Source organism: Cylindrospermum stagnale PCC 7417 (genome assembly GCF_000317535.1).
Classification (GTDB): Bacteria; Cyanobacteriota; Cyanobacteriia; order Cyanobacteriales; family Nostocaceae; genus Cylindrospermum; species Cylindrospermum stagnale.
The window spans coordinates 4,581,398-4,604,458 of record NC_019757.1 but is presented as its reverse complement, the minus strand read 5'-3'; the positions used below and the strand labels follow the sequence as shown (position 1 = coordinate 4,604,458).

Below are 23,061 nucleotides of genomic sequence, written 5' to 3'. Positions count from 1 at the left end.
TTAATATAATTCAATTTTAAGAGATATCCAAAAAATAAATTATCGAGTGTAAATAGTTTTAACGCCATTTTTTAATTGTCACTCGTGTTCCTTTCTCCAACACAGAATTGATTGCAAATTCATCCATCATTCGTTTAACTCCTGGTAATCCTAATCCCAAAGTACCACTAGAGCTAAAATGATCAGCCATTGCCTGTTCCACATCAGCAATACCAGATCCTCGATCTTGGGCAGTAATTTCAATGCCAAACCGATAACCTTTTTGTATAGGAGAGATAATAATTTCACCTTTACCTGCATATTTAAGGATATTGCGAGACAATTCTGAAACCGCTGTCGCAATCATTTGGCAAGCATTATTATCAAAGCCAATCTCATTGGCTATTCTTTTGGTATCTACAATTGAGCGCACCAAATCTGACTCACTCTTGACTGGAATCCAAATTGAGTTCGGATGATTCATCTAATTTTCCTTTAAATCTTCTTGATGAGAGTTTTCAGATAATAGCTCTGTATCCTGATTTACAGGTCGCAGGCTATTCATTAATTGCCAAGCATCATCAATATCTAATGCAGCATAAATGCTATCAATGTCGGCATTTAAATCTACTAAAGCAGATGCTACACCTGGTTGAAAACCAGTGAGGATCGTTTCAACTCCCATCATTGCTGCCATTGACAAAGTGCGTCGTAAAGTTTCAAAGTCTTGGAGATCCATAATCTCTACACCTGAGAGATCCAGAATGATACCTCTAGCTCTGTTAGTATGGAGCCGTTCTAGGATATCTTGGCGAAACTGCTGAAGTACTTCCGCCGTTATTTCTATTTGAATAGAAGCAACGATACAACCTTGGGATAACTGTAAGGGAATGCGCGGAACATCACTACCGTTCATATTTTTAATGGGTCTTTGTAATTCGTAGTCCCAGACGCTGGAAGGCTCCTTCTAGTGCATCCATCATGGTAGCAGTAGTCTTCAGCGTACCAGTATCAATACCCAGTTCGATGATAGTTTCAGCGATCGCCGGAGAGATACCACTTAGTGTTGATTCGCAGCCCATTAAGCGGGTAGCTTTAGCAATTTTAATTAGGTGATTGGCAACGGCTGTATCTACTACAGCAACACCACTAATATCTAAAATAAAAACACGAGCACGGGTACGAGAAATCGCACTTAAAACAGCATTTCTAATATCTAAAGCCCGCTTAGAGTCTACAATTCCCACCAAAGGCAATAGCAAAATATCATCCCAAACTTGGGTAACAGGTGTAGACATCTCCATCAATGATTTGCTCTGGACGGAGATCATCTCGTTGGACATAATCGAGTAAACTTCGCAGACGATGCCTGTATCCAAATGTATAACCTTTGCTACTGCATCTGCCGTTGTCACCTTATTTTTAGCATTAGTGCCTTTTTCTTGGATGATTTCAGAAACGAGGTTATTGAATATGGTCATGCCGGCAAAAAACATCGTCATGGAGAGTCCGATACGGGCGTGAGTTTCCCCAATTACTCGCCGATGCTCAACATATTCATCGTCTACTTTACCAGCTAAAAATTTTTCCCAATAGATGCGCTGCATTTTCTGAGTATGCTTGAGAAGTTTTGGGTCAGAAAAAAACTGTTCGTATTCAGGCTGCTCCATTAGCCAGCGATAAAAACCATCCACCATTTTATCCATCTGCGGTAGCATCAATGGTTCTAGAGATTTGATTTCCTCTAAATCTCTGTCAGAAATTTCATATAACTGCCGTAATGATGAGGAGTCTCTGACATCACCAGCAGTATGGAGATAGTTGGTCTGAAAATTCATTTATATTACCCTTGAACGTTGTTAAGCTTTGTATTACTTGCTTTTCCGGAAAATAGGGAAATTCCGGTAGCGCAGGATTATCTGCCCAAAAAAACCTCTAAGTTATCGCAAATATTGATCCCAGGGGGTCACAGCCCTGGTATCGTTATTATACAAGCCAAAATATTACACTCTTACTGAGAGTAGATAAAAATGCTTAAGAGTAATTTAACAAAGCAATTAGCCTCTGGCCCGCTGATGTCTTTATTGCTGATAGGGGTATTAGGGGTATTAGGACGTTCAACCATTGATCAAAGTCCCAAAAAGCATGTTCAGGCGGGGTTAAATTCTTCACTAGCGGTAGCTGGATTAGGCAAACATATTGCAGTGAAGGTTGCTCAAACTACCAGTGGACTTGATGAAAAAGTAGCTCAAAATCTAGTCTGGAAGCTACCGCAAGTGCAACGCAAAGCTAGAGAAATTCGACAACTCTCTAAGGGGAGTATCTGGGTTGCGTCTGTTGTTGATAGTTCTCCGACTGCTGATGCACCTTACTATGGAGTTCGAGTGTTTGAAAATCATCCAGATAAAACTACAGACACGATTTATTGGTTTCGCGTCTTGAGTCCTAGTGGTGTCATCGAGGTTCTAGATTTGGTGGAAAACAAATACATCCCCTTAGCCAAATGGAATCCTGATGGACGCTGAGGAGTTTGATTTGGCTGATGGTGTGATGGCGAAACGCAAAGCACCGAAGCGCTGCTTTGGTGCAGATCGCACTTTTACCCTGGGTTTGCGCTAAAACTTGTTAAAGGACAATTCCCTTTCTTTAATACCCAATGTCTGAACAAAAGCCTCTCAGTCCGTGGAACTACAAGCCTTGGTGGTGTCAACCCTGGTCTATACTGCTCACAGGTGTGACGCTGATTAGTGGTAGCTGGTTACTATTTAAGACTATCTGGCTAACTGTTCTCGTTGCTATTCCCTTATTGGCGTGGATGGGATTTTTCTTGTTAGTTTGGCCGCAACTAATGATTCGTAGCGGTGTTTTGGAATCTTATCAAAATCCTGATGGTTAAAAGCCTGGGAGTTTTAGTCTGCCAAAATTTGACCTTTAGTTTCAATTACCCAAGGCATAAAAGCCAATCCCAACAGGGGGATAAAACCCACCCAAAAGAGTACCTGTAAACCACTATTCAGGGCATTTGCTCCTTGAGAGGCAATAGCACCCACTAAAAAAGGGCCAATAGCTGCCACTACACGTCCAATGTTATAGCAAAAACCTGCACCGGTCGCCCGCAGTCTTGTCGGGAAAAGTTCTGGTAGGTAGTATGTAAAACTGCCAAATACACCAAAAACACTGATACCAATGGCGAAATACAGGTACAGCCGAATTTGGGGAGGGAGTGGAAGCCCAAAAGTCACCATAATGGCGGCAGATGAGAGAATGAAGTAGACGACAAACATTTTCTTCCGCCCCAAATATTTAGCCGCAGGAATTGTCAGCAGTGTGCCGATGAAACCTCCTAGGTTAAAGCTATTAGTCGCGATTACTTTCCATTGCTCAACTAGTGCCAAGGTAGCGCTTTTACCCAAACCTTGAGCATTCGCAGATGTTTGAGCTAAACCTGTAGCAATTACGGGAATGAAAGCATTACAACTCCACCAGGTGAGTAAAGCAGTCAATGCCATCAAAAAGCTACTGATAGTTAAAGGTAGATTTTGGCGGTTGAAGAGTTCGCCGAGTTTAGGGGGAACGGTTGTGGTGGCTGTTCTCTGCCAACGTTCTGGTTCCTTAAGAAACAAGCTGATGGCAAAAGCGACTACTGCGGGTATCAAACCACATAAAAATACATAGCGCCAAGATGTTTCAGGACTTCCGGCAAATAGCACCCCGGCGATTTGGAAATTGACGAAGGTGGCTAACAATAAACCGGCAGATGCAGAAGTATACAAGAGTGCGCCGGCTTCTACTCGTGAGTTTTCTGGTACTACTTCCGCTACCATCGCCGCCCCAGATGCCCACTCACCGCCAATACCCAGGCTAGCAACAATTCGGCAGAGCATCAAAACCCAGATGTTGGGAGCAAAGGCACAGCTAGCAGTTCCCAAAGCATAGATTAGCATTGTTAGCAGGAGGGTTTTGCGGCGCCCGATGCGATCGGCTACTTGACCAAAAATCACTCCACCTGCTGCCCAACCTAACAAGAGAAGAGAAGTTAAAAGCCCAGTCCAGAAAAGCGTTGCTGCTTTAGCTTCTGGCGAACCAATGGTTAAACCCAAAAGTGTGGGCACACAATTGGGAGCGACGTAGTTAAATAGGATACTGTTGAAAATATTAAAGCCCCAACCCAGCCACGCTGCTAAAAGTACAGTCCATTGGTAACGACTCAGACGGAGCATTTTGTTTTACAGCAAATAAATAATTTATCTGCTAATTTAGCACCACTTGACTGCCATGACTGCGGGGGTCATCTTGATTGGCTTCTGGTGCTACTGGGGCTGAGAATTTGGAAACTTGTCCGTTGGCTTGAGCATAAGGGAGAGTGGAACCGGTAACTAAAGCCTCTAAATTGCCTGCCATGACTGTGCGCGGTAATTCGCCGATCGCTTCGGCTATGGTTTCCCCATTGTTACCCAAAAACACAAAATGCGGAATGCCATCTACGCGATATTTGAGCATTTCCGGTAGCCATTTGTTATTATCTACATTCAGCATCACGAAGTTTAGCTTGTCAGCATATTGGGTTTCTAGTTGGGCCATGTCTGGCGCCATTTTCTGGCAGACAGTACACCAATCAGCATAAAACTCTACCAGTGAAGGCTTGCCATTGGTCATGGCTACTTCTAGGGGTGTAGAAGCCTGATCTAACTTAGACAGGGAAACAGAGGTGGTTTCGGCTCGCAGTCCCACAAATAAAGCTACGCTGAGGGCGATCGCTACTATGGCAATTAAGAAATTTCTCAAACGCTGCCCAAATGTAGATTCCGGCTTGGTGGGAGAGTTCACAGGTGTATCTGTAGTCATCACAAATTTATTAAAAGATATTAAGCGCTGTCATTATTTAGTTTAACTCTTTGCCTCTCTACGTCCTCTGCCGTTCCGGAAAACGTCCAATACGCTACAAGAAAAACACAACCTAACTTTCCCACCCATGAAAAAACGAGTTACGCTCACCTTTCCCAAACGCGCCATTCAAATGCCAGTCACTTACCGACTAGCAAAAGATTTCAACGTTGCTGCCAATATTATCCGCGCTCAAGTTGCCCCAAATCAAGTTGGCAAATTAGTTGTGGAACTAGCTGGGGACATCGATCAGTTAGATGCGGCGATTGAGTGGATGCGATCGCAGCATATCAATGTTTCCCATACCTTAGGCGAAATAGCGATTGATCAAGATGTCTGTGTTGACTGTGGATTGTGTACTGGAGTTTGTCCCACCGAAGCCCTCACCCTTAACCCAGAGACATATAAACTCACATTCACGCGATCGCGCTGCATCGTCTGCGAACAGTGTATTCCCACCTGTCCGGTGCAGGCTATCTCCACTAATCTCTAGTTTAGCCAGAACAGATCAACTCAAAAATTTTGCCGGCAAAACGCAACCCAAGCATACCCAAATACCACAACCTCAATATTGGGAACTTTAATCTCTCAACAGTGCATAGCCAATCAACATAAACCCATGACCAAATACGTAGCTGCAATTGACCAAGGAACGACCAGTACTCGCTTCATCATCTTTGATAAGCAGGGTAAAATAGTTGGCTATGCACAAAAAGAACATCAGCAGATTTATCCTCAACCTGGTTGGGTAGAACACGACCCCGAAGAAATTTGGTCATGCACTCAAACTGTGATTAAAGATGCCTTAGAGCAGAGTAATATTTCGGTTGCTGAGATTACAGCCGTTGGCATTACTAATCAGCGCGAAACAATAGTAGTTTGGGATCAGAAAACAGGCAAACCTTACTACAATGCCATTGTCTGGCAAGATACCAGAACGAACCACATCTGTAATCAACTAGCAGAAGATGGTGGTATAGACCATTTTCGCGCCACAACTGGTTTACCACTTGCTACTTACTTCAGCGCACCCAAAATTAAGTGGTTATTGGCAAACGTACCAGGATTAAAAGCCGCAGCTGAAAATGGTAACGCGTTTTTTGGCACAATTGACACCTTTTTGATTTGGCATTTAACAGGTGGTACACAAGGCGGTTTGCACATTACTGATGTTACCAATGCCAGTCGTACCTTGCTGATGAACTTGAATACTCTGGACTGGGAACCGGAAATTTTGGAGATTATGGGTATTCCCCGGCAAATGCTGCCGGAAATTTGCCCTTCATCAGCCATCTATGGCAAGGCTACAGGCATTCTTGCAGGAGTTCCCATTGCTGCTGACTTAGGTGATCAACAAGCTGCATTGATTGGACAAACTTGTTTTCAGGTAGGTGAAACCAAAAATACCTATGGTACAGGTTGCTTTATGCTGCTGAATACAGGCCAGCAACAAGTGATTTCCCAACATGGTTTACTGACAACCGTAGCTTACAAGTTGGGTGATGCTCCGGCCGTTTATGCCTTGGAGGGTAGTATTGCGATCGCAGGTGCTCTAGTCCAATGGTTGCGTGACAATTTGGGACTGATTCAAAGCAGTGCAGAAGTAGAAGCATTAGCCAGCACAGTTACAGATAACGGTGGCGTTTATTTTGTCCCTGCTTTCTCTGGGTTGTTTGCTCCTTATTGGCGCAGTGATGCTAGAGGTGCAATGGTGGGTATGACCCGCTACACAAATAAAGGTCATATTGCCCGTGCCGTGTTAGAAGCAACAGCATGGCAGACTCGTGAAGTTTTAGATGCCATGAGAGAAGATGCACAGATAAATTTAACTGCTTTGAAGGTAGATGGTGGGATGGTTTACAACAACCTGCTGATGCAATTTCAAAGCGATGTGCTAGGTGTGCCAGTGATTCGTCCCCAAGTAGCGGAGACTACAGCTTTAGGGGCAGCTTATGCTGCTGGGTTGGCAACAGGTTTCTGGGGTAGTCTGGAGGAATTATCTGATAATTGGCTTTTAGACCAGACTTGGCAACCGAAAATGGATGCTGTACAGAGAGAAAGCTATTATACTCTTTGGAAGAAAGCTGTTACTAAAACCTTTGATTGGATATAGGTGTAAACCTTGGCTTCTAACCTACATTCCGCCCTGCTTTTAGCCTTAACTGAACCGTAATGTGATATATGCAACAATCTTGTAATCAAACCTTACCGCTATCAGTCTTAGTTATAAAAATAACGATTAAAGGATAAATGTCAATTTTTTTCTAATGCTATTATGCAAGCATCAGATTAAGTATTTCCTTGTTATCAATTATGAAAGTAACCACAAAAACAACAGTAAAAACTCTAGGGGATTACGCATACCAGGCGATTGAAAAACATTTGAATAAAACCTGGAAGTGGGAAAAATCAGTTAAGAAAGATGAAGATCCAGAAGCACTGCACCAAATGCGAGTAGGGATGCGTCGCTTACGTACTGATATAACTAGGTTTGGGCTGGCTTTGGATTTATCGAAACCGATCAGCGAGAAAAGAATTGCTAAAATTGCCCGGATTCTGGGAAATCTCCGAGATTTGGATGTACTAAAAGAAGCTTTAGAAACCAATTACAAACCACATTTACGCCGTAAAGAACAAGAATCTCTAGAAACAGCCTTTGCCGCTTTAGCTAAACAACGTGAAATTGAACTTGCCAAGGTGCAGAAAACATTAAAGGATGAAACTTACAAATCACTCAAACAAGGATTTCAGGATTGGTTAGATAAACCCAGTTATCAACCTTTAGCATCTTTGCCAATTCAACAAGTCCTACCAGATTTACTTTTACCAGAAGTAAGTAGTTTATTGTTGCATCCGGGTTGGCTAATTGGTACTCAAATTGTAGACTCAGAGGTAGTAGTCCCCGCCGATTGGACAGCAGAAAAACTAGAAGAACAATTGGCAACTCAAGGCGCAACTCTTCATGATTTGCGGAAACAAGCCAAACGTGTCCGCTACCAAATGGAGTTATTTACTGAATTATATGGTGAATCTTTTGCAGCCCATATCGCCGAAGTCAAAAGTATTCAAGAAATTTTAGGTTCACTGCAAGATAGTATGGTTTTAGCTGAGTGGCTCTTAGATATTTTTAAGTCAGAAACTCGCACTCAGTTAAGTGGGCTAACTAATTTATTAGCAGAAAATCGTTATCAATTGTGGCAGCAGTGGCAACCAATACAAGAGCGGTATCTGAAAGCTGAAACCAGACATAGCTTTCATTTAACAATACTGCACCCCCTGTAAAAATTCAAAATTCAAAAGTAAGTTTTGCCAGATCTATTGAGGCTTGGATTAGCGAGGAGATAAGTTGATCGGAGCCTCAAGTGATAACACATAAACACTACTTTGGGGAATCTGCACAACACGGGTATTTTCTGCGGAACGCAAGCCAGAAACCAGTCCCACCGCACTTCCTAGCATTGCTCCTCGGTCAAACTGCTCAGGATCGCCTTGATTTAAAAAGCCTAAGGTACTTCCGCCAATCCTCCCCCAAACAGAACCATTTTCCACAGCTTTATCATTAGCTCGCTTATGGGTAATAGTAGTACCAGGAATCATCAGACTCGATGCTTTAATTGAGACAATTCGTCCATTGATTACCAATGACTGTGCCACAATTTTAGCGCCCCCTTTAGTGGGTTGCAGCACAATGGTTACAGGGGTATTTTCTGGTGCTATCACATTACCTTGATTATCTTTAATTGCACTTGCTAAAGGTACTGTCAGGGGATAGTCTTTTTTTTGCCCGACATCTACGGTAACAGGTGCTGGAAATGAGACGATAACCGCTGTATCTTGAGGGATGGTAATTTCTTGACTGACTTCTGAGGGCTGGGTTGGAACTGATTGGGCAAAAGTGGGTAGTGTAACGTTACCCAACAAAGACAGAGAACAGGCAAGGCTCAACAACATTTGCGTTTTCATAACTGCTTATTCCTTTGATGTGATTGCGTTTTCGAGGTTTGAATCCCTCGGTTAACAATCAATAGGTTTGTCGTTTTTGGTTTATGCAGTTTGGTTGTAGAAAACAAGCAAAGAAAATTTTAGCGGCCATTTCTGTGCCAATACCATCCCGAACCTTGACGGTTGAGCCAGTCGTCGTCAAATTCAGAGGGTTGATAGATTGGAGAGTCCAAAAAGTCTGAGTCACCTTGAACCCGAACTCTAACATTGCGACAACTTCCTTCTATTTCAATAGTGACAGTGTTTGGCGGATAGCTTGGCGTTGGTTGCAGCAGGCTATCTCTGATAATACGTCGCTGCCTGTCTGTTTCCTGTCTATCTCTAGGCAGACAACGCACCCGCACTGTTGAGTTATCGTGAGGATTATCTAGCAGATATGGCAAAATTGGGGAATTACGAGTTTTTCGAGCTGGCGTTTGAGCGATCGCTAAAGATGTGATGGACAGACACAAAATTGTCGTGAGGGCAATAATTCCCCCTCCTCTGAGGTTTCTCATTCGTGGTTGCTCCTTTCCTCTAATAAAGCAATAGCCAGGGCGCAGACCTATAGCAAACCCTGGCAGCTTCAAAATCCAAAATTAACCAATAATTATTTATTCTCTAGCAGTTGATTCACTTGCTGTCCCTGACGACCAGTTTTGATTTCATAGCGGCGAGTGAGGTTGTCTTCGTAGTTCATGTCTCTGGCGGCGGCGGAATTAACGAAAGCATCGCAATTCCTGCCTTTAACTACTGTTGAGGAAGCGCTGCTGTTTTCTTCTGTGCGGTTGTTGCGGCGATCGCTAGATTCGCTATTATTTTTACTACCTTGACTGGAACCACTACCGCTAACACCAATACCTAAAAAGCTTACACCACCGCCACCGCCATTATTGTGGCTATTGGCAGAACTAGAACGAGTACTGGTAGAAGTGGCAAGAGCAAGTTTGTTAGCACTGTTGCGGGTGTTACTACCCAAACCCACATCGCTACATAAGGCCCGGGGGTCATTTGCTAAAGTTTTCGGGTCAACCCAAGATTGATGATCACCTAATCCTTGGACTTCAGTATTCCCATTTGGATTGCTAGGCGTGCTAGGAGTTCCATTACCCACGGCTGCACCAGGGGTGACAGGGGTGAAAATACCAGGCTTGAGGTCAAAGGGCCCGGCGAAAGCAGGTAATGTAGTAGCCAGAAGTGCGGTAACTGTTAGCAAAGAATTAGTTAAGTTACGGAATTTCATGGTCTTTCTCCTAAAATTTCAGAAAAGAGTGTTTATCTTTGGGTTCCAACCCCTTCACTGACTCAATAGGTTGACCTGCTTTTGTTTATGCACTCGCTGACCAAATTTTTTTAGTTCCTCTTCCCAAATCCCCAATCCCGATTCCCTAAATGTTATTTAGCTCACAAAAATGGGATAAATAGGGTGAGAAATGGGGAGTCTTTCCGTAAACCTATGCAGTATCCGCTCGAATTCACTTTCAAGCTCTGGGCATTTGCGCCCCAAATATCCGTTGTTGACAGTCAAAGCAATTTGGTTTTCTACGTCAAACAGAAACTCTTCAAGTTCAAGGAAGCAATCACGATCTTTGCTGATAGTGAGCAAACCCGCCCCCAATACTACATCAACGCTGATCGAATTATTGATTTCTCGGCCCGCTATGACTTCACCGACAGCAACGGCGCTTATATAGGTTCAGTGAAACGACGGGGGTTGAAATCTCTTTGGCGTGCCCGCTATGACATATTTGATGGTGACACAGCAATTTTGAACATCCAGGAGAAAAATCCCTGGGTAAAAGTTGCCGATGCTCTCTTTGCAGAAATCCCAGTTGTGGGCATTTTTACAGGTTATGTGTTCAATCCAGTTTACCTAGTGAGCCGGGATGATGGCACGGTGGTGATGCGTTTGGAGAAACAAGCCTCTTTTTTCTCCAGAAGATTTACCGTCAAAGCCGTCGATCAACTTAGCGATCTCGAAGAGCAGCAGGTTTTGTTAAGTTTGTTAATGATGCTGCTCTTAGAACGAACTCGTGGTTAGTCAAACTAACCGATTAATTTTAGCCAGGATGCTGGCCCGACAATCCCATCGGCAGTTAAACTATTTTGCTTTTGAAATTTCTTAATTGCTGCCTCTGTCTGTGGCCCGTAGACACCATCAGGGTCAACACCCACACGATATTGCAAGTATCTGACAACCGGCCCACCAGCATTTGCTCGGATGACTCGTTTTGCTAAAATCAGATTTATTACATCCCATGTAGTTTTTCCGGCGATTCCAGTTGGCAGAACCCCCACAATTTTCTGAAAGTTTAATATTGCAGAGGTTGTTGCTGGGCCAATGGCGTTATCTTCTGCCAAGACTTTGCCATTTTTATCGGTTATTTTCAGTCGATTTAAGGCTTTTTGCAACCGAACAATACTGGTATCTGCATTCTGCGATTCATCTGGTACGGTGCTTACAGGAGCAGTTGGCACTTTACCCGTTAGTCCTTTAACGATCGCATTAGCCATTGCTTCGCCGTCATATAGTCGCATATCTTTTGCCGAATCGATAAAGCAACATTCCACGAGAATCGCAGGCATATCTGTATTTCTCAGTACAAACAATTGAGAACCATTCTTGACACCACGATTAAAAAAGCCTAATTTGACAATTTCATCTAATACCGGTTTAGCGATTTTATTACCTGTATCGCTAGTGGCAAATACTTCTGTGCCATTAGCTTGTCCATTGAAGGCATTGAAATGAATAGAGACAAAAATATCGACTTTGTTAGTATTCGCTTTAGCACATCTTCTGGCTAGTGAATCGCGGACTGAAGCAGCTTTATCTGGCTTACATAATATCACCTCATTTCCTAAATTTCTTAACTTAGCGGTAACTTTATTGCCCACCTCTACAACTAAATTATCCTCAAACTTAATCCCATTAGCTCCAGTGTCTGGAGGGCAATTATGCCCAATATCAATTCCAAATTTCATTTTTAGCTCCAGAAATAATTTTCGCAATAGCTCAAAACGCTGCCAATTCTAAGTATCAACTTCCGTTAATCACTTTGTTTAAGTGCTGGTTAGCAATTGGTAATTGAAGTATTATCTTCACCATAAGCAGTCTGGTAGAGAGAATAGGTATTTAAGCGAACTAAACGAGCAGGTTTTAGTGCATTTTAACAAAAAAAGAACTCACTTATCCAGATTTATCAAGATTGGGAGTAATCCGGCAATTTTAGCAAGAGGTGGTGAAATGGTAAAGGGTAAGTGTTAAAGAAAAAGTTCCGCGCTTTAACCCTTAACCGATGCCCGACTTCTGCAAGAAATCCAATATAGTCAAATGGATTAATTGCCATGATTTTTCAGATGACTTCTCCTATTGACTTCTCCCTAAGCTAAATCTGTAGGTAGATATTCCCCCATCAGCCCAAACGACGTTTAAGATCAAGGTAAAGAAATATTTCTTAGATTAAGGGCATGAAACGTATCGTCTTGATTGCTGGGTTTGAATCGTTCAACGCTGACTTGTACAGGAAAGCGGCTTTTGTGGCTAACTCTCGCTGTCCGGAGTTGGATATTCGGGTGTTTAGCGATCGCGATATTACCACCAAGGGAATCGAGGTAGAAGCATCACTCCAAGGCGCAGATGTGTTCTTCGGCAGCTTGCTGTTTGACTATGATCAAGTGATGTGGTTGCGTCAGCGCCTTCAAAGAGTCCCCATCCGTCTCGTCTTCGAGTCAGCCTTAGAATTGATGAGTTTAACCAAACTGGGTGATTTTGCGATCGGTGACAAACCCAAAGGAATGCCCAAACCAGTTAAATTCATCCTCGACAAATTTAGCAACGGAAGAGAAGAAGACAAACTCGCCGGTTATATCAGCTTCTTAAAAATCGGCCCCAAACTCCTCAAATTCGTCCCAGTACAAAAAGTCCAAGACTTACGTAACTGGTTAATTATCTATGGCTACTGGAATGCAGGCGGTCCAGAAAACGTCGCCTCATTATTCTGGACACTAGCAGAAAAATACCTAAAATTAAAAATCGGCGACATTCCACCACCACTAGAAACCCCCAACATGGGATTACTCCATCCCGACTATCAAGGGTTTTTTACATCCCCCCGCGAATATTTAGAATGGTACCAAAAGAAGATCAGAACTAGCCCCCCTTTCCAAGAGGGGTTGGGGGGATCTCCATCAATAAAACCCGTAGTCGGTATTCTTCTTTATCGCAAACACGTTATTACCAAACTACCCTACATTCCCCAACTAATTAGCCAATTTGAAACAGCCGGATTAATCCCCTTACCCATCTTTATCAACGGCGTAGAAGGACACGTTGCAGTCCGCGATTGGATGACAACCGACTACGAAATTCAACAACGACAACTAGGTAATATTCAAACTCCCTCACTTTCTAATGAAGCAGTTAAAATAGATGCAATCGTTTCCACAATCGGCTTTCCTTTAGTCGGTGGACCCGCAGGTTCAATGGAAGCAGGGCGGCAAATAGAAGTCGCCAAACGCATTCTTACCGCTAAAAATATACCCTACATTATCGCCGCACCCCTGCTAATTCAAGATATCTACTCATGGACACGCCAAGGTGTCGGCGGACTGCAAAGTGTAGTCTTGTATGCCTTACCAGAACTAGACGGGGCAATTGATACTATCCCCCTCGGCGGTTTAGTTGGTGAACAAATTTATTTAGTTCCTGAACGAGTACAAAGATTAATTGGTAGAGTCAAAAGCTGGGTTTCTTTGCGGCAAAAACCTGTATCAGAACGCAAAATTTCGATTATTTTATATGGGTTTCCCCCTGGTTATGGCGCTGTAGGTACTGCTGCATTATTAAATGTTCCCCGCAGTTTAATAAAATTTCTTCATGCACTCAAAGACCAAGGTTATACCGTCGGCGATATTCCTGATGATGGCGAAGAATTAATTCGCCGTGTGAAAGCAGCAGATGAGAACCCCACCCCAACCCTCCCCGCAAGCGGAGAGGGAGTCATATCCCCCCTCGTTTACGGGGGGGTTAGGGGGGGTTCTTCTGTGAATGCGCGTACTCTAGAAAAATGGTTAGGATATCTCCGCACTTCTCGCATCGAAAAACAATGGAAATCTCTCACGGGAACGGGTATTAAAACTTATGGTGATGAATTTAATATTGGCGGTGTGCAGTTAGGAAATATCTGGATAGGTGTACAACCACCTTTGGGAATTCAAGGCGACCCTATGCGCTTAATGTTTGAAAGAGATTTAACCCCTCATCCCCAATATGCTGCTTTTTATAAATGGCTACAAAATGATTTTCAAGCTGATGCTGTAGTTCACTTTGGTATGCACGGAACTGTGGAATGGTTGCCGGGTTCACCGTTGGGTAATACTGGTTATTCTTGGTCTGATATTTTGTTAGGAAATTTGCCTAATCTCTATATATATGCGGCGAATAATCCTTCTGAATCTATTTTGGCAAAGCGTCGCGGTTATGGGGTGTTAATTTCTCACAATGTACCACCTTATGGTCGTGCAGGTTTATATAAGGAGTTGGTGGCTTTAAGGGATTTAATTGCTGAATATCGCGAAGATCCGCAAAAGAATTATCTGCTGAAGGAAGGGATTTGTAAGAAGATTGTTGATACTGGTTTAGATGCTGATTGTCCTTTTGAAGATGCTAAACGGTTGGGGATTACTTTTAGTCCGGAAAATGTGCGGTTGTTTAGTGGTCATGCTTTTGATGATTATCTGGTGAAGTTGTATGAGTATCTGCAAGTTCTAGAATGTCGGCTGTTTTCTTCTGGGTTGCATGTTTTGGGTGAAGCGCCGAATGAGGAGGAAATGGCGGGGTATTTGAATGGTTATTTTGGGGAGGATAACGAACCGCCAAGATGCCAAGAACGCCAAGAGGAGGAAGGAGAAATTAGGGATTTGTTGATGCAATCTACTGATGAGTTAACAAATCTTTTGCGGGGTTTGAATGGGGAGTTTATTCTTCCTGCGCCTGGTGGTGATTTGTTGCGTGATGGGGCTGGGGTTTTGCCTACGGGGCGGAATATTCATGCTTTAGATCCTTATCGAATGCCTTCGCCTGCGGCTTTTGAAAGAGGTAGGGAAATTGGCCGAAAGATGATCTCTCAGCATTTAGATGAACATGGGAAATATCCGGAAACTGTGGCGGTTTTGTTATGGGGTTTGGATGCGATTAAAACTAAGGGTGAATCTCTAGGTATTCTTTTGGAATTGGTGGGGGCTGAACCTGTTAAGGAGGGGACTGGCAGAATTGTTAGATATGAGTTGAAATCTCTTGGAGATGTGGGACATCCTCGAATCGATGTGTTGGGGAATCTATCGGGAATTTTTCGGGATAGTTTTGTGAATATTATCGAGTTGTTGGATGATTTGTTTCAACGGGCTGCTGATGCTGATGAGTCGGAGGAAGAGAATTTTATTAGAAAACACGCTTTGGCTTTGAAGGCGCAAGGGGTTGAGAATACGTCGGCGCGGTTGTTTTCTAATCCTGCGGGTGATTTTGGTTCTTTGGTGAATGACAGGGTTGTGGATGGTAACTGGGAGTCTGGGGAGGAGTTGGGGAATACTTGGCAAAGTCGCAATGTTTTTAGCTATGGTAGGGAAGATAAGGGTCAGGCTAGACCGGAAGTTTTGCAGACATTGCTGAAAACTAGCGATCGCATTATCCAAGAAATCGACTCGGTAGAATATGGGTTAACTGATATTCAGGAATACTACGCCAACACTGGCGGTTTGAAGAAAGCAGCCGAAAAGCAAAGCGGTAAAAAGGTAACAACTAGCTTTGTCGAAAGTTTCTCTAAGGACACCACACCCCGAAATTTAGATGATTTGCTGCGGATGGAATACCGCACTAAGTTACTAAATCCCAAATGGGCCGATGCAATGGCTAATCAAGGTTCTGGTGGTGCTTTTGAAATTTCCCAACGGATGACGGCATTAATCGGTTGGGGTGGTACTGCGGATTTTACTGATGATTGGGTATATGACCAAGCCGCTGATACCTATGCTTTAGACGCAGACATGGCGGAGAAGTTACGCAAAGCTAATCCTGAAGCTTTCCGAAATATCATCGGCAGAATGTTAGAAGCACATGGACGCGGTTTCTGGCAAACTGATCAAGATAAGTTAGATAAATTGCGCCAGTTGTATGATTTGACTGATGAACAATTGGAAGGAGTGACGGTGTAAAATGCCAGCAAAACCTATGAAATTTATCATTACTATCTTTCAAGATGAAGATGGAATCTTTATTGCTGAATGTCCATCAATTCCTGGTTGTGTTAGTCAAGGTAAAACTGAACGAGAGGCTGAAGAAAATATTCAAGATGCAATTAAGGAATGTTTAGAAGTGAGACTTAAAAAAGGTATGCCATTGACTGTGATAACTCGTGAAGTGGAAGTTTATATCTAATGCCTGCTATACCAATATTGAAACCTACGGAGGTTATTAAGGCATTTGAGAAACTAGGCTGGGAGGTTTCCCGTCAGCGTGGGAGTCATATTATTCTCACAAAGGAAGGACATCCAGCTACACTTTCTGTACCAAATCATTATGAAGTAGCACGCGGTACTTTACGCAGTCTAATTTCTAAAGCGGGAATTACTGCGGATGAATTTATAGAAGCGTTGGAGGATTGAATTTGGAACTTGACAAAATAGAAAAATTGCAGGTTTAGTTAAGGATCGTGAATTAACTTTCCGTAGGTGAATTATGGTTCAAGCCTTACCAAAAATAGTAACTTTTGCAGAATTTATAGAATGGCTACCTGATAAAGGACGCTATGAATTACATGATGGGGTAATTGTTGAAATGAATCCACCTGTAGGTTTTCATGAAGATATTATTTGTTTTTTATCTGAGAGAATCACGGCTGAGTATTTACGCTTAAACTTACCCTATGGAATACCAAGAACAACTTTTGTTAAGCCACCTGCAAGCGAATCAAGCTATTTACCAGATGTATTGGTGATAAATCGATCTATTTTAGCAAATGACGCCACCTGGAAAAAATCAGCAATAATTTCTCAACCAGATTCTATTCCCTTAGTTATTGAAGTTGTTAGTACTAACTGGCAAGATGATTATTATAAAAAGCTTGGTGATTATGAAAGGTTAGGCATTCATGAATACTGGATTGTAGACTATCTAGCGCTGGGGAGTAGAAGGTTTATTGGTAATCCTAAAGAACCAACTATTTCTATTCACGAATTGATAGATGGGGAATACCAAGTTAGTCATTTTAGAGGTAGTGATTTGATAGTTTCACCAACTTTCGCAAATTTGAATTTGACTGCTGAACAGATTTTGAAAGCTGGTAATATTTTCGAGTAAGTAATTAAGCGAAAATAAATCAAACTAAGTTAAGGAATATAAAAATATTGAGATTGGCTTGTAGTAAGCGGCTATAGCCCTCTTTTATAGCTGCGCTTACCGCGTAGCGTCGTCTCAAAGAGAGGGCTGAAGCCCTCACTACGAACCTTTAATTATTTATGCTAACCTACTGTTTAAAATAGTTCTGTAATGCAATCTTTCAGAATTTCAATTAATTCTTGTTTATTCACTTTATTATCAGCAACCTGTATTGTTAATTCCTCTGCTTCCTTGCCTTCCTTGTTAATTTTGTAATCATTCATGTTCAAGAATGTCACCATAACAGCAAACGAAACTCGCTTATTACCATCTATAAAAGCATGATTTTTATTTATGTTAAATAAGTATGTTGCTGCTTGTTCCACAATTGTCGGATATAAAAATTCTCCCCCAAAGGTTGCTTGAGGTGCGGAAATAGCAGATTCTAGCGAACCTTCATCTCGTATACCTGGTAAGCCACCATACAGCCTTAATTGCTTATCATGTATACTTAACACATCTTCTTTTTCAACAAATTTAGGATTTTGCAAGATTTCTGTACACCTGATCCCATTTTTTCATAGATGCCAAAAAGGTTAGCGTAGTTTCCGATTCTTGGGAAATGGAAGTATTTAGATTCAACGCATTAACTTTTTCTTCGGTTAATATGTTAATGTTTAAAACAACAGTGATTACTGATTGTATTAAGTGCTTTAGTGTTTCTACAATAATGTATAATTCATCTTTTTGAGCATCTCTAGAGTCAAATTCTTTTTTCAATTTTATGTATGATTTACCTAAACTCAAAGTAATTGCTTTAACGGCTTCTCTACCTTTTTCATTTTGAAAAAAGTCCCAGTATTTATCCATGATTTCCTTATATAGGAAATTGTATCTAACAAAGAGTAGAAGTGATAAATCATCCTGTTGTTCTTTTGCTTTTAGCTTTTTATCTAACTTCAAAAATTTATGAAGCAGATATAGCATTTGTCTGGCTTCCTCTTTAAGTTGACTAAGAGATATTTGCCGACTATTAGCCAACTCAATTATTTCTGCCATTGCTTCATCTTGCGGGTTAGCATCATTCAGGCATCTTTCTAGGAATTCTATCCTTTCCTGAATGCTGTCAATCATCTCTTGTGGGAATGTAAAGCTGTGAACCATTTTTTATGTACCTCGCTTGTGAGGTGTTAGGTTTCCCATTAAACCATTTTAACCGAAAAAATGCTAAGTTTTATATTATGGTTGGTGATTTTTTATGGAAAACTCCTTTACTGCGGTATTTGAAAAGGTAGATGATTGGTATATTGGCTATGTCCAAGAGTTACCAGGTGCGAATGTACAAGAAAAAACACTAGAAGAAGCGAGAGAAAGTTTGCGGGAAGCGATAGAGTTGATTTTAATATCAAATCGGGAACTGACTGAGCAACAACTTTATAAGATAGATAAGGGCGGGCAAGATGCCAACCCCACAAGAGTTTAATTGCTAATATCTGTACTTTATTGAAGATGCCCAGCACTTATGCAAAAGTACAAGGCTGTAGAATTTATGAATTCTAGGTGAATATAGAATTGGTATCAACTAGCGAAGATACCAAGATCGAGTTTTCTAACTCTTCAAACTCTCTTGATTGATAGCTGCTTCAAATTGCTTTATTTGCATTTCCCAATTTTTAATTAACTCTGTTTGAGTTGACTCAGAAACAAATGCATGTTCTAAACTGGCACGAGCGATTTTCTTGACTTCTTCCCAACTCAAATCTGGTTGACTCTCAACTACACGGGCAAATTCTTCTGTGATATTCGTGCCAAAGATACCAGCATCATCGGTGTTGAGAGAAACCGGAATCCCCATTCTCAACCATTTTTTAAAAGGATGACAGGTGAAGGGAATTTTTAATAGTAAATGGTTACTTGTTGGACAAGCTTCAATCAAAATACCACGTCGGCGCATCAGTGATTCTTCTGCTGATTTTGCTTGGAAGATAGTATCTGAATTGACTGCATCACAAATCTGTTTGACTGATTTGGCTTCTGGAGATGTAACTAAGTTTACTCCATGTCCAATGCGCTCTGCTCCTAGTAAAATTGAATCTCGAATGTGCCAGTCCCATTTATCAGTTTCACCTGCATGAATTGATAAGCGGACTGAGGGATAAAGGCGACGTAATGCGATAATATAATTACTAATATTATCTGGTTGAGCTATTGCTTGACCAATCTCTGGATCTGTTGAGTATTCGTTACCAACGAGGTTGATACCTGCGATCATTTTACCTACTTTATCATTGGCGGCTGCTAATTCAAAAGCGATGGGTAATTGTGTAAACTGTTTAGCGCTGGTACGACGAAAAGAGAGCATAAATCGGACTTCTACACGCTCGTTTTTTGGTAACTGTTGATTTGCTTGTTCTACTGCTTCTATCAAGCTAGTCAAATACTCTCGTGATGTAGTCAGATTCAATACTTTATATTCATCTGCCTTGTTTTTACCAAGTGGATTACCGGGGAAAGGAGATAACATTGGTTCTACATAACTGATGTGATGCTTGTGTGCTTTTTCCACCACATCTGCTAACATTTGACGCACAATTTCTGGGTTGCTGGTGACAACATCACTACGGGCAAAAGTTGCGTTAAAAAATACTGTATTTGGATCTGGTTCGGCTTCAGATATCATCAAGGCTTGACGATATTTTTGTTTGTGCTGACGTTGAGATTCTGTCTGTGGGTTGAGTAGCTGAGAAGCTGGTATTAATGTATGATTGCTATCTTGGGAACCTGGTTGAGTATCTGGTGATAATGCTACAAATTGATAAGCTTTGGGGTCGTCTGCGCGGTAAATTTGATTGGGTACTCGCACAAAGTATTTAATCTGTTTTGATTGCGCTGCCAATTCTAATAACCGTTCTGGGGTAATATCACCACTCAGGTGGGTGTGCAATTCTCCACCTTTAGGCATTTTTTGCAGAAAAGTGCGTAACAGTTTTTGGTCTTGTCGGACTTTTTCTAAATAGGTATTTGTTTGGAGTGATATTTTTTGTTGCCCGCTATTTTCTCGACTGAAGGCAGGTAAAAACAAGCTCTCTCCATAGTTTACACCACAAAATATCCCGACTCCGATTACAAAAGCAATCAGTAGCTGCCAGTATCTTTTCATCTGCAAAAATTTATACCATGTTGGAATTTTTTATATATTATCCCCCCACATCTTTCTTTAGCAATGATTTCAGATTAACTAAAATCAATTCTCAACTAATCCCCGTGCAAATGCGATCGCATCTTCAACCGTCCCAATTCTCCCCTCAACCTGGGCTACAGCAATCTCTGTCAGCATTTTGCCCACCATTGGCGAAGGGGGGATGTTTAATGCTATGATGAGGTCTTTACCACTCACTAACGGAGTGGTGTGAGCGACCAGATCATCAGGGTTAAGGTAGCGGCTGATCAATGGTGCGATCGCATCTACTGGGGCATCATGTGCTAGAGCTAACGCTGCTGTAGCGGTAAATACAATCCCAACTTCCTGGAACAAACAATATTGTTCTCGTAGGGACATATTAGTTTTTTTGAATTGCGGGAACAGTTTCAGGGCGATGGCTACAGCGCGAATCTCTGCACGGCTGTAAGTTAGTTGTTGTAACTCTATCTCGGCGATTTCTGGATTTGGGTGAACAAGACAAGCGAGTTTGGCAATACCGAACCAAGAAGTTTTGATAGTATCGCGCACATATCTTTGCAGTTCTATTCCTAATTGCGGCCAGTTTTCTGTGAGTAAGGTAGCTGCTTTGTCAACCGCTGCTAATTTAATCAAGCTTTCACGGTTGGCGTTTTTGAAGAAAGAAGCCAATAACCCATCTTCCCAAGCATTGGTGATTTTAGCAGTACCCTGATAACTCCCTAGCAGATAGCCAATTTCTACCCGCACTCGTTCGGCTGCAACTTGAGTGATGTATGGCGCTAAACTGCGAATGGCTGCTTGGGTAGCTGATTCAATGGTAAAACCAAGTTGGGCGGCTTGGCGATATCCTCGCATCAGTCGCAGAGGGTCATCTTGGAGGTTGGCGGATGATATCATTCGCAATAGACCCAAATCTATGTCAGCACAGCCTTGGAGAGGATCGATTATTTCTTGGGTGTGGGGATTATAGGCGATCGCATTTATTGTAAAATCCCTTCTGTGCAAATCAGTAATTAAACTCTCCCCTTCCTGTTGGGCAAAATCAGCTGTAGCCTGGGGAAAGACAACACGAGCAATTCTGCGTTCTTTATCAAGTAACACAAAACCAGCTTGGTAATGTTGAGCAATCTTTCTCGCTACCTTCACCGCATCCGATGGGATGATAAAATCTAGATCCAAGTATTCTCGACTTCTGCCAATAATCGCATCTCGCACCGCACCACCAACCATGTAAGCAGGTTGTGGCAACCATTCTAAGCTAAAAGGCCAATTTTCTGGAGATAGGCGAGAAAAAACTGAACTCTGCATTTTCAAAAATCAACCCAGCAACTAGTGATTAACAGTTTGGCTTAGGTTAGATTAACTATAAAGGTTTTTGGAGTTGGTTCTATTATGTGTATTTGTGTAAACTGCCACTATGTAGACCGCTGTGCAACCTACAATGCTGTAGAAACGCAGCACCAACAGCCGCACTTGACCGAAACGCCAGATTTTGATCCTAACGAACCTTCCATCAATGTCAATATCCGCACAAAAGAAGATGTGATTGAAATGGAATGGGATGTGGTGGGATGTCTCAGCTTTAAGCGGGAAATGGGCAAATGGGCTAAGTTGCGTCCGGGTGAATTAGTGCCTACGTGACGTTATGATGGGGCGGGTGGTTCTTGTCTGAATTAACCCGCTCAGATATGATTATGATTTATTGATAATAATCCCAGTAGCTGTAGAGTAGGCGTCTCGCCTGCTACCGAATGATCGGCTTTCCGGCCTGTTCTACGATTCTAAAAACATATATTTGAATATACTTTGACAACTGAACTAGAACATCTCGAAACCACAAAATACGCTTTGGCAATGCACACCACCACTCCCGAATTGGGTTTGGCAATTAGCAGCAATGCAGGCGAAAATCGGTCTAATGTTTGGAATTTAGGGCGTGATTTATCTAGCCAGATACATCAATATTTAATTGATTTTATCAAACCGCAAACTTGGGCAGATATGGCATTTATTGCCGTGGCTAAAGGTCCTGGCGGTTTTACTGGTACTCGCATTGGTGTTGTGACTGCGCGAACTTTAGGACAACAGTTAGAAATTCCGGTATTTGCTGTTTCCACTTTAGCCGCAGTAGCTTGGGCAGAATATATCTCGAAGATATCCTCTAACAAAGAAGAGCGTTGGGGGAATCAAAATTTTGCTGTGGAAATGCAAGCACAACGTGGGCAAATTTTTGGCGCGATTTATCAACCTACACTTAATAATTTGGGAATGACAGCTTTATTACCAGATACTGTATTTACACCTGAAGCATGGCAGGAAACTTTAACTAATTGGTCTACAGATTGTCAACTAATTAAAGCTACTTCTGGTTTAGCAGCGACGGTAACAAGTATTTTGCAATTAGCTGATTTTGATTGGCAACAAGGTAAGCGTCCTAACTGGTCAGAAGCTTTACCTTATTATGGGCAGCATCCGGTAGATTTGTAAAGGGTAAAGGGGATTGGGGACTGAGAGGATGTTTGAAAAGTATCAAAATTGATCGAGATCCCCCCAACCCCCCTTTTTAAGGGGGGCAATAAACTCTTAAAGTCCCCCTTTTTAAGGGGGATTTAGGGGGATCTACGAGTGTTATATTTATCACAAACAACTTTTCAAACATCCT

The 23,061-nt window shown here is 42.1% G+C and carries 26 protein-coding genes; 13 read left to right on the top strand and 13 right to left on the bottom strand.

Annotated elements, in window-relative coordinates; translation table 11 throughout:
• Window positions 1-58: 58 nt before the first annotated feature.
• The 3 genes from CYLST_RS19290 to CYLST_RS19280 are packed head-to-tail and all read right to left on the bottom strand — an operon-like array spanning window position 59 to window position 1,817.
• Entirely contained in the window at window positions 59-463 is a 405-nt protein-coding gene (locus tag CYLST_RS19290; protein ID WP_015209410.1) for an anti-sigma regulatory factor, read from the bottom strand.
• Window positions 464-895, bottom strand: a complete 432-nt coding sequence (locus CYLST_RS19285; RefSeq protein WP_015209409.1) for an STAS domain-containing protein — start codon at window positions 893-895, stop codon at window positions 464-466. It lies immediately after the preceding gene.
• A gap of 4 nt (window positions 896-899) precedes the next feature.
• Complete coding sequence (locus tag CYLST_RS19280; RefSeq protein ID WP_015209408.1) at window positions 900-1,817, bottom strand: protoglobin domain-containing protein; 918 nt, start codon at window positions 1,815-1,817, stop codon at window positions 900-902.
• 192 nt (window positions 1,818-2,009) lie between these two features.
• On the opposite strand from CYLST_RS19280, the gene CYLST_RS19275 reads away from it, so the two are divergent.
• Together CYLST_RS19275 and CYLST_RS19270 are read left to right on the top strand one after the other, a co-directional pair.
• The gene (locus CYLST_RS19275) at window positions 2,010-2,504 is read left to right on the top strand and encodes a hypothetical protein (protein WP_015209407.1); all 495 of its coding nucleotides are present in this window, start codon (window positions 2,010-2,012) and stop codon (window positions 2,502-2,504) included.
• 131 nt (window positions 2,505-2,635) lie between these two features.
• Window positions 2,636-2,875, top strand: coding sequence for a DUF6737 family protein (locus CYLST_RS19270; RefSeq protein WP_015209405.1), 240 nt, complete (start codon window positions 2,636-2,638; stop codon window positions 2,873-2,875).
• A 13-nt stretch (window positions 2,876-2,888) separates the two neighbouring features.
• On the opposite strand, the gene CYLST_RS19265 is transcribed toward CYLST_RS19270, so the two are convergent.
• Together CYLST_RS19265 and CYLST_RS19260 are read right to left on the bottom strand one after the other, a co-directional pair.
• The gene (locus tag CYLST_RS19265; protein WP_015209404.1) at window positions 2,889-4,199 is read right to left on the bottom strand and encodes an MFS transporter; all 1,311 of its coding nucleotides are present in this window, start codon (window positions 4,197-4,199) and stop codon (window positions 2,889-2,891) included.
• Window positions 4,200-4,230: 31 nt separating this feature from the next.
• Entirely contained in the window at window positions 4,231-4,824 is a 594-nt protein-coding gene (locus CYLST_RS19260; protein WP_015209403.1) for a thioredoxin family protein, read from the bottom strand.
• A 127-nt stretch (window positions 4,825-4,951) separates the two neighbouring features.
• Between CYLST_RS19260 and CYLST_RS19255 the strand changes: the two genes are divergently transcribed.
• The 3 genes from CYLST_RS19255 to CYLST_RS19245 all read left to right on the top strand — a co-directional run bounded on the left by CYLST_RS19255 (window position 4,952) and on the right by CYLST_RS19245 (window position 8,145).
• Window positions 4,952-5,356, top strand: a complete 405-nt coding sequence (locus CYLST_RS19255) for an NIL domain-containing protein (protein ID WP_015209402.1) — start codon at window positions 4,952-4,954, stop codon at window positions 5,354-5,356.
• A 126-nt stretch (window positions 5,357-5,482) separates the two neighbouring features.
• A complete protein-coding gene (glpK, locus tag CYLST_RS19250) occupies window positions 5,483-6,976 on the top strand; it encodes a glycerol kinase GlpK (protein WP_015209401.1) in 1,494 nt (497 codons plus the stop codon).
• Between the two features lie 200 nt (window positions 6,977-7,176).
• A complete protein-coding gene (locus CYLST_RS19245; RefSeq protein WP_015209400.1) occupies window positions 7,177-8,145 on the top strand; it encodes a CHAD domain-containing protein in 969 nt (322 codons plus the stop codon).
• A gap of 48 nt (window positions 8,146-8,193) precedes the next feature.
• Here the strand turns inward: CYLST_RS19245 and CYLST_RS19240 are convergent, their stop codons facing one another.
• The 3 genes from CYLST_RS19240 to CYLST_RS19230 all read right to left on the bottom strand — a co-directional run bounded on the left by CYLST_RS19240 (window position 8,194) and on the right by CYLST_RS19230 (window position 10,087).
• Window positions 8,194-8,826, bottom strand: a complete 633-nt coding sequence (locus CYLST_RS19240; RefSeq protein WP_015209399.1) for a hypothetical protein — start codon at window positions 8,824-8,826, stop codon at window positions 8,194-8,196.
• Window positions 8,827-8,945: 119 nt separating this feature from the next.
• Window positions 8,946-9,362 carry a hypothetical protein gene (locus CYLST_RS19235; protein ID WP_015209398.1) on the bottom strand — a complete coding sequence of 139 codons (417 nt, stop codon included), beginning with the start codon at window positions 9,360-9,362 and terminating at the stop codon, window positions 8,946-8,948.
• 92 nt (window positions 9,363-9,454) lie between these two features.
• Window positions 9,455-10,087, bottom strand: a complete 633-nt coding sequence (locus tag CYLST_RS19230; protein WP_015209397.1) for a hypothetical protein — start codon at window positions 10,085-10,087, stop codon at window positions 9,455-9,457.
• 213 nt (window positions 10,088-10,300) lie between these two features.
• Here CYLST_RS19230 and CYLST_RS19225 point away from each other — a divergent pair, with 213 nt between their 5' ends.
• Entirely contained in the window at window positions 10,301-10,885 is a 585-nt protein-coding gene (locus CYLST_RS19225; RefSeq protein ID WP_041233171.1) for an LURP-one-related family protein, read from the top strand.
• A gap of 5 nt (window positions 10,886-10,890) precedes the next feature.
• Here the strand turns inward: CYLST_RS19225 and CYLST_RS19220 are convergent, their stop codons facing one another.
• Entirely contained in the window at window positions 10,891-11,829 is a 939-nt protein-coding gene (locus tag CYLST_RS19220) for an N-acetylmuramoyl-L-alanine amidase (RefSeq protein WP_015209395.1), read from the bottom strand.
• A gap of 486 nt (window positions 11,830-12,315) precedes the next feature.
• Between CYLST_RS19220 and bchH the strand changes: the two genes are divergently transcribed.
• From bchH to CYLST_RS19200, 4 genes are all read left to right on the top strand, one after another.
• The gene (gene bchH, locus CYLST_RS19215; protein ID WP_015209394.1) at window positions 12,316-16,056 is read left to right on the top strand and encodes a magnesium chelatase subunit H; all 3,741 of its coding nucleotides are present in this window, start codon (window positions 12,316-12,318) and stop codon (window positions 16,054-16,056) included.
• A 1-nt stretch (window position 16,057) separates the two neighbouring features.
• Window positions 16,058-16,279 carry a type II toxin-antitoxin system HicB family antitoxin gene (locus CYLST_RS19210; RefSeq protein WP_015209393.1) on the top strand — a complete coding sequence of 74 codons (222 nt, stop codon included), beginning with the start codon at window positions 16,058-16,060 and terminating at the stop codon, window positions 16,277-16,279.
• Complete coding sequence (locus CYLST_RS19205) at window positions 16,279-16,506, top strand: type II toxin-antitoxin system HicA family toxin (protein ID WP_015209392.1); 228 nt, start codon at window positions 16,279-16,281, stop codon at window positions 16,504-16,506. Before CYLST_RS19210 ends, CYLST_RS19205 begins: the two co-directional genes overlap by 1 nt.
• 73 nt (window positions 16,507-16,579) lie before the next feature.
• The gene (locus tag CYLST_RS19200) at window positions 16,580-17,200 is read left to right on the top strand and encodes a Uma2 family endonuclease (RefSeq protein WP_015209391.1); all 621 of its coding nucleotides are present in this window, start codon (window positions 16,580-16,582) and stop codon (window positions 17,198-17,200) included.
• A 173-nt stretch (window positions 17,201-17,373) separates the two neighbouring features.
• Here CYLST_RS19200 and CYLST_RS19195 read toward each other — a convergent pair whose 3' ends face one another.
• Complete coding sequence (locus tag CYLST_RS19195; RefSeq protein ID WP_015209390.1) at window positions 17,374-17,769, bottom strand: type II toxin-antitoxin system death-on-curing family toxin; 396 nt, start codon at window positions 17,767-17,769, stop codon at window positions 17,374-17,376.
• Window positions 17,756-18,382, bottom strand: a complete 627-nt coding sequence (locus tag CYLST_RS19190; protein WP_015209389.1) for a hypothetical protein — start codon at window positions 18,380-18,382, stop codon at window positions 17,756-17,758. The genes CYLST_RS19195 and CYLST_RS19190 overlap by 14 nt, the downstream gene beginning before the upstream one ends.
• A 94-nt stretch (window positions 18,383-18,476) precedes the next feature.
• Here CYLST_RS19190 and CYLST_RS19185 point away from each other — a divergent pair, with 94 nt between their 5' ends.
• Window positions 18,477-18,701, top strand: a complete 225-nt coding sequence (locus tag CYLST_RS19185) for a type II toxin-antitoxin system HicB family antitoxin (protein WP_015209388.1) — start codon at window positions 18,477-18,479, stop codon at window positions 18,699-18,701.
• Between the two features lie 126 nt (window positions 18,702-18,827).
• On the opposite strand, the gene CYLST_RS19180 is transcribed toward CYLST_RS19185, so the two are convergent.
• Together CYLST_RS19180 and CYLST_RS19175 are read right to left on the bottom strand one after the other, a co-directional pair.
• Window positions 18,828-20,378, bottom strand: coding sequence for an adenosine deaminase family protein (locus tag CYLST_RS19180; RefSeq protein WP_015209387.1), 1,551 nt, complete (start codon window positions 20,376-20,378; stop codon window positions 18,828-18,830).
• An 84-nt stretch (window positions 20,379-20,462) separates the two neighbouring features.
• A complete protein-coding gene (locus CYLST_RS19175; RefSeq protein WP_015209386.1) occupies window positions 20,463-21,707 on the bottom strand; it encodes a tRNA nucleotidyltransferase/poly(A) polymerase-related protein in 1,245 nt (414 codons plus the stop codon).
• A gap of 84 nt (window positions 21,708-21,791) precedes the next feature.
• Between CYLST_RS19175 and CYLST_RS19170 the strand changes: the two genes are divergently transcribed.
• Window positions 21,792-22,040 carry a Ycf34 family protein gene (locus CYLST_RS19170; protein WP_015209385.1) on the top strand — a complete coding sequence of 83 codons (249 nt, stop codon included), beginning with the start codon at window positions 21,792-21,794 and terminating at the stop codon, window positions 22,038-22,040.
• Window positions 22,041-22,205: 165 nt separating this feature from the next.
• Complete coding sequence (tsaB, locus tag CYLST_RS19165; protein ID WP_015209384.1) at window positions 22,206-22,886, top strand: tRNA (adenosine(37)-N6)-threonylcarbamoyltransferase complex dimerization subunit type 1 TsaB; 681 nt, start codon at window positions 22,206-22,208, stop codon at window positions 22,884-22,886.
• Window positions 22,887-23,061 lie beyond the last annotated feature (175 nt).

Bases quoted from the DNA above. Each gene is read 5' to 3' on its own strand.
- CYLST_RS19290 (WP_015209410.1), bottom strand. From the start codon at position 463: ATGAATCATCCGAACTCAATTTGGATTCCAGTCAAGAGTGAGTCAGAT.
- CYLST_RS19285 (WP_015209409.1), bottom strand. From the start codon at position 895: ATGAACGGTAGTGATGTTCCGCGCATTCCCTTACAGTTATCCCAAGGT.
- CYLST_RS19280 (WP_015209408.1), bottom strand. From the start codon at position 1,817: ATGAATTTTCAGACCAACTATCTCCATACTGCTGGTGATGTCAGAGAC.
- CYLST_RS19275 (WP_015209407.1), top strand. From the start codon at position 2,010: ATGCTTAAGAGTAATTTAACAAAGCAATTAGCCTCTGGCCCGCTGATG.
- CYLST_RS19270 (WP_015209405.1), top strand. From the start codon at position 2,636: ATGTCTGAACAAAAGCCTCTCAGTCCGTGGAACTACAAGCCTTGGTGG.
- CYLST_RS19265 (WP_015209404.1), bottom strand. From the start codon at position 4,199: ATGCTCCGTCTGAGTCGTTACCAATGGACTGTACTTTTAGCAGCGTGG.
- CYLST_RS19260 (WP_015209403.1), bottom strand. From the start codon at position 4,824: ATGACTACAGATACACCTGTGAACTCTCCCACCAAGCCGGAATCTACA.
- CYLST_RS19255 (WP_015209402.1), top strand. From the start codon at position 4,952: ATGAAAAAACGAGTTACGCTCACCTTTCCCAAACGCGCCATTCAAATG.
- glpK (WP_015209401.1), top strand. From the start codon at position 5,483: ATGACCAAATACGTAGCTGCAATTGACCAAGGAACGACCAGTACTCGC.
- CYLST_RS19245 (WP_015209400.1), top strand. From the start codon at position 7,177: ATGAAAGTAACCACAAAAACAACAGTAAAAACTCTAGGGGATTACGCA.
- CYLST_RS19240 (WP_015209399.1), bottom strand. From the start codon at position 8,826: ATGAAAACGCAAATGTTGTTGAGCCTTGCCTGTTCTCTGTCTTTGTTG.
- CYLST_RS19235 (WP_015209398.1), bottom strand. From the start codon at position 9,362: ATGAGAAACCTCAGAGGAGGGGGAATTATTGCCCTCACGACAATTTTG.
- CYLST_RS19230 (WP_015209397.1), bottom strand. From the start codon at position 10,087: ATGAAATTCCGTAACTTAACTAATTCTTTGCTAACAGTTACCGCACTT.
- CYLST_RS19225 (WP_041233171.1), top strand. From the start codon at position 10,301: ATGCAGTATCCGCTCGAATTCACTTTCAAGCTCTGGGCATTTGCGCCC.
- CYLST_RS19220 (WP_015209395.1), bottom strand. From the start codon at position 11,829: ATGAAATTTGGAATTGATATTGGGCATAATTGCCCTCCAGACACTGGA.
- bchH (WP_015209394.1), top strand. From the start codon at position 12,316: ATGAAACGTATCGTCTTGATTGCTGGGTTTGAATCGTTCAACGCTGAC.
- CYLST_RS19210 (WP_015209393.1), top strand. From the start codon at position 16,058: ATGCCAGCAAAACCTATGAAATTTATCATTACTATCTTTCAAGATGAA.
- CYLST_RS19205 (WP_015209392.1), top strand. From the start codon at position 16,279: ATGCCTGCTATACCAATATTGAAACCTACGGAGGTTATTAAGGCATTT.
- CYLST_RS19200 (WP_015209391.1), top strand. From the start codon at position 16,580: ATGGTTCAAGCCTTACCAAAAATAGTAACTTTTGCAGAATTTATAGAA.
- CYLST_RS19190 (WP_015209389.1), bottom strand. From the start codon at position 18,382: ATGGTTCACAGCTTTACATTCCCACAAGAGATGATTGACAGCATTCAG.
- CYLST_RS19185 (WP_015209388.1), top strand. From the start codon at position 18,477: ATGGAAAACTCCTTTACTGCGGTATTTGAAAAGGTAGATGATTGGTAT.
- CYLST_RS19180 (WP_015209387.1), bottom strand. From the start codon at position 20,378: ATGAAAAGATACTGGCAGCTACTGATTGCTTTTGTAATCGGAGTCGGG.
- CYLST_RS19175 (WP_015209386.1), bottom strand. From the start codon at position 21,707: ATGCAGAGTTCAGTTTTTTCTCGCCTATCTCCAGAAAATTGGCCTTTT.
- CYLST_RS19170 (WP_015209385.1), top strand. From the start codon at position 21,792: ATGTGTATTTGTGTAAACTGCCACTATGTAGACCGCTGTGCAACCTAC.